The 5,211-nt window shown below is 35.9% G+C and carries 2 protein-coding genes; one reads left to right on the top strand and one right to left on the bottom strand.

The window, feature by feature from the left end; translation table 11 throughout:
• Positions 1-60: 60 nt before the first annotated feature.
• A complete protein-coding gene (nagE, locus tag FD33_RS08380; protein WP_025086269.1) occupies positions 61-2,049 on the bottom strand; it encodes an N-acetylglucosamine-specific PTS transporter subunit IIBC in 1,989 nt (662 codons plus the stop codon).
• Positions 2,050-2,429: 380 nt separating this feature from the next.
• Between nagE and FD33_RS08375 the strand changes: the two genes are divergently transcribed.
• Complete coding sequence (locus FD33_RS08375; RefSeq protein WP_056955901.1) at positions 2,430-5,084, top strand: HAD-IC family P-type ATPase; 2,655 nt, start codon at positions 2,430-2,432, stop codon at positions 5,082-5,084.
• Positions 5,085-5,211: the final 127 nt, after the last annotated feature.

Raw genomic sequence — 5,211 nt, 5'->3', positions numbered from 1 at the left:
ACATGAGGTTGTCTTCTATACAAAAACTATTCATCAATACGATTTGACAAAGAGCCATTTTTATTTAGTTGTAACTTTAACAACTTCTTTATCTAACTTAACTTCTTGATTCAAGACACCATACTTCATGTAAGCGACACTTGGCATGTTGGTTATAATTACCATCATATCTGTCTTCTTACCTGCATCTGTAATTTGTTTAAGATCAACCTGAGCAAGTTGATCCCCATGTTGAACTTTTTGACCATCAGAAACCTTGATTTCAAATGGTTCTCCTTTTAATTGAACGGTATCAATTCCCATATGAACTAATACTTCTAGTCCATTATCAGTTTTAATGCCTAATGCATGTTTAGTAGGGAAAATAGTAGTAATTGTACCATCAACTGGCGCAACAATCTTGCCATCAGTTGGAACGACTGCATAACCGTCACCTAACATCTTTTGAGCAAAAGTTGGATCAGAGACTTTTTCAATATCTTCCAATTCACCATTAGCAACACTATAGAAAGTATCCGTTTCACCAGATTTAACATCACTAACTGGTTCTGATTTAGGTTCTGGTGCCTTTTGAGCAGCAGCTGGTGCAGATACAACAACATTATTGTCATACAATTTCTTTAAAGCATCGGCGACAAATTGTACTTCCGTACCAACAACAATTTGAATATTAGTCTTATCCAAAACATTGATTCCTGAAACGTTAGCACTCATAATTTGTGATTTATTAGCTTTACCTGTGTCTTCCAATTGAAGACGTAAACGTGTTGTACAATTATCGATCACCTTAATATTATCGTGACCACCGATACCTGCATAGATTTTTTTAGCAGCGATCATATACTTATCATCATCATCGGATGTAGCGACTTCTACACTTTGATCACTAGTGTTATTGACATCAATCGGTTCACGACCAGGTGTCATTAAATTAAATTTCTTGATAGCAAAATCAAATACAAAGTAATAAATAAACGCCATTACAATACCTTGAACTAAAAGCATATAAGGCTTGTTAGCAATTGGCATATGGAAACTAAAAATATAATCAACTAGTCCAGCACTGAAGGTAAATCCAGCAGTCCAATGCATTAATGCAGCAAAGAACATCGATAGACCTGTCAAAACAGCATGAATAACATATAATGGCCAAGCAACAAACATAAATGAGAATTCCAAAGGTTCAGTAACACCTGTAAAGAATGAAGCAAAAGCACCGGCCATCATTAAACCAGCGGTAGCCCTCTTACGTTCTGGTAATGCATTTTTATAAATAGCTAAAGCACCTGCAGGAAGTCCGAACATCATAACAGGGAAATAACCTGCTAGATACATTCCGGTAACACCTTTAGTACCTTTATTGGCCCAGAAATTACCAATATCATTGATACCAGCAATATTAAATTCAAATACTTGATTCAAGGCTTGATGCAATCCAGTTGGAATCAATAAACGATTGAAGAAACCGAATAATCCGGCTCCGACAGCTCCTAATCCAACGAAAAATTTACCAAAACTAATCAAAGCATCATATAGAAATGGCCAAACAAATAGTAAAACAACTGAAATCAATAACATTACTAAAGTAGATAAAATAGGTACTAATCTCTTACCACTAAAGAATGATAAAGCCATTGGTAATTTGGTTTCATGGAAACGATCAAACAAAGCTGCGGCAATCAAACCAGCCACAATACCAATAAAGACATTTCCGGCAATCGCATTGAATGCTGGATTGACATCTTTAACATTAATTCCCTTTAATAGAGCGACATTTTTAGGTGAAAGTACATAAACTGGCACAATGTAAGCAACCACCCCAGCCATAGCTGAAGCTCCATCTTTGACCTTAGACATCCCGATCGATAATCCAATGGCAAACAACAATGCCAATTGACTTAAGATGGCTGTACCACCAATTTGTAGAAATTGAGATAGACCCCAATTTTGTGGTAACCAGTGACCAATACCTTCTAGTAACGCTGCAGCTGGTAAAACAGCCACTGGCAACTGAAGGGATCGACCCATTCGTTGAAGATAGGTTTTCATTTTCCTATTTTCCTCCTTATAAACACAAAACATTTTTAACAAAACTAATAATACTGGTATACATTAAATACTGCAAGAACTTTATATCAAAACATCAAAATGTAAACTAATTAACCGTTTACATAAAAATAATGGACTAGACATTTGCGACATTGGTATACTCCATACGGTCTATTATTAAAATAATTTAATCGTTTCTCTAATATTGACATGATGTATGAGACCTGATATCTTTAGATTACGATATTTAAAGGAGTGAACTTTAACTGAAGACAAGTCTTATATATTTCCTGCATCGAATTAGGAGCTGAGTTTTAGCACATTACTGATAAGCAATGCGCTTTTTTTGACCCCAAATTTAACATACAAGGAGATGTAAATTGAAACCTAAACCTTATCAAATAGACTTTGAAAAACTCAAAGAAACATATAATACAAATGAATTTAAACAAGGACTAACCGCTTCAGAAGCTAAAAAACGTTTAACCGAGAATGGTCCTAATAAACTAGAATCTCATCGAACCCCTAAATGGAAAATGTTTTTACGCCAATTTAACAATATAGTCATCTACGTTTTAATCGCCTCAGTAATAATTACCTTATTGATGGGTCATTATTCTGATTCAATCATTATTGGATTAGTAGTTGTAATCAACGCTATTATTGGTTACTACCAAGAGGCTAATGCTTCTGACGCTTTGGAAAAAATCAAACAGATGCTTTCAATTGAAGCTACTGTTTACCGTGACGGACAGCGAAAAGACGTTCCTGCTGAAGAGTTAGTTGTTGGTGACACAGTTTTCTTAGAAGCTGGTGATAATGTACCAGCTGATCTTAGGATTATTGATTCCGATAATTTAAGAATTCAAGAATCTGCTCTAACTGGTGAATCCAATTCTGTTGCTAAAACAGCCGAAGCTTTAACTGCTGAGAATATTCCTTTGGCTGAACAAACTAATATGGCTTTTGCTTCAACCGCAGTAACTAACGGTAGTGGTAGCGGAATAGTCGTTGGAACAGCTTCCAACACTGAAATTGGTAAAATTTCTCAAGAAGTTAGCACCGTTAAACAGAGAAAAACGCCATTGATGCAAATTATCGATGGCTTAGGAACAAAAGTTTCTTATGCCATTGTAGCTGCCTCAGCTTTGATTTTTATCATTGGTTTGATTTTTGATACCTATGCTCTACCGGTCCTAGCTCTAGCCGTTGTTGCCATGATGGTTGGTGCCATACCCGAAGGTATGCCAGCTACTACTTCGGTTATCTTAGCTAAAGGCGTTAGTGATATGGCCAAAAAGCAAAATACAATTGTTAAAACTTTGCCAGCGGTTGAAACACTTGGTTCGGTTGACGTTGTAGCAACCGATAAAACCGGTACTCTGACCAAAAATGAAATGACCGTCACTGATATTCTAATTGATGATCAAGAGTTGACTGTCAGCGGAACCGGGTATGAACCTACTGGTGAAATCCTGGACCAAGGTAAACCAGTGTCAATGACATCAAAATTAAAATTACTTTTGCAAGCTGGATACTACGCTAATGATACTGATCTGTTACATGAAAACGGTCAGTGGCACATTAACGGAGAACCAACTGATGGAGCCTTTTTAACGCTTTATCACAAAGCATTTACTTACGACCAACCTCAAGAATTCGAAGAATTTGATATCCTACCATTTGATTCAGATTACCGCTACATTGGTAAATTAGTTAAAAATAAGCAAAATGAACGCATTCTCTTCGTCAAGGGTGCTCCAGATAAACTTTTGGCTATGGCTAAAAAACAAGATGCTAATTTTAACTACGATAATTGGGTAGCTAAAGTTGAACGTTTTTCTAAAGAAGGTAAACGTGTCATCGCCGTTGGTTATGAGAAAGAACCCGCTACGACAAATAAAATCACTCATGAAATGATTGTCGACGGACTCAACTTTTTAGGTTTAGTCGCCATCATTGATCCTCCTCGTGAAGAGGTAATTGAATCATTGAAAATTATGCGTAGTGCCGGTGTTGAAGTTAAAATGATCACTGGTGATAATGCAATCACAGCTAAATCAATTGGTCAGAGATTAGGTCTGGCTGATGAGATCCATGCCATTACTGGTACTCAATGGGATGCTTTATCAGATGAAGAGAAAATTATTGCTGCTGATAAAAATCAAGTTTTTGCTAGAACAACTCCTAGTAATAAATTAGAAATTATTGAAGCATTGCAAAAGAACAACAAAGTTACTGCCATGACTGGTGATGGTGTCAACGATGCTCCAGCCTTAAAAAGAGCTGATATCGGCGTTGCCATGGGTATTAAAGGAACTGATGTTGCCAAAGATTCTGCCGATATGATTTTGACCGATGATAACTTTGCAACCATGTCATCTGCCATCAAAGAAGGTCGTCGAATCTTCGACAATATCAAAAAGAGTATTCTTTACTTATTACCTATCTCATTCTCTGAAGGTTTAATTGTTGCCTATGCAATTCTGACAAAACAAGAAATTCCTCTTCAACCAACGCAGTTACTATGGATAAACATGGTTTCTGCCATTACGATACAATTTGCATTAATATTCGAACCGGCCGAAGAAGGAATTATGAATCGAAAGCCACGAAAAACTGGTAGTAAATTAATGAGTCGTCATGATATTTTCCAGATGACTTATGTAGCTATTCTAATTGCGGCTGTCAGTTTGATTATAGATATTTATCTCAATAACAAAGGTGTAGGCGAAGTAATATCCAGTACAACAATGGTTAATACGTTAATCATTGGTAAAATATTCTATCTATTTAATATTCGTACACCTAAGTTAGCTTTATCGAAAGAACTATTCTCTAATTCAAAAGTTTTTGTCTTCGTTGGTTTGATGATCTTACTACAACTATTTTTAACTTATACACCATTTATGCAAAAAATATTCTCAACTGGACCTATCACCTCCCTTGAATGGGGATTAGCAGTCGCCGCTGGAGCTATTGTTCTAGTGGTCACTGAAATCGACAAATTGATTAGAATGAAGCTTCAAAAATAATAAAAAGATCAATATACGTAGAAATTACGTCATATTGATCTTTTTTATTTCTCCGAAACTAATGGATATTGATTGGCGAATTTTATAATCAAGTTAGCCACTTTAGAAAAATGACAAAATAAAAACA

Origin of the sequence: Companilactobacillus paralimentarius DSM 13238 = JCM 10415 (assembly GCF_001434985.1) — a bacterium.
Taxonomy (GTDB): Bacteria; Bacillota; Bacilli; order Lactobacillales; family Lactobacillaceae; genus Companilactobacillus; species Companilactobacillus paralimentarius.
Note: the sequence above shows the minus strand (reverse complement) of the source record. Positions and strands in the feature narration are given on the sequence as shown.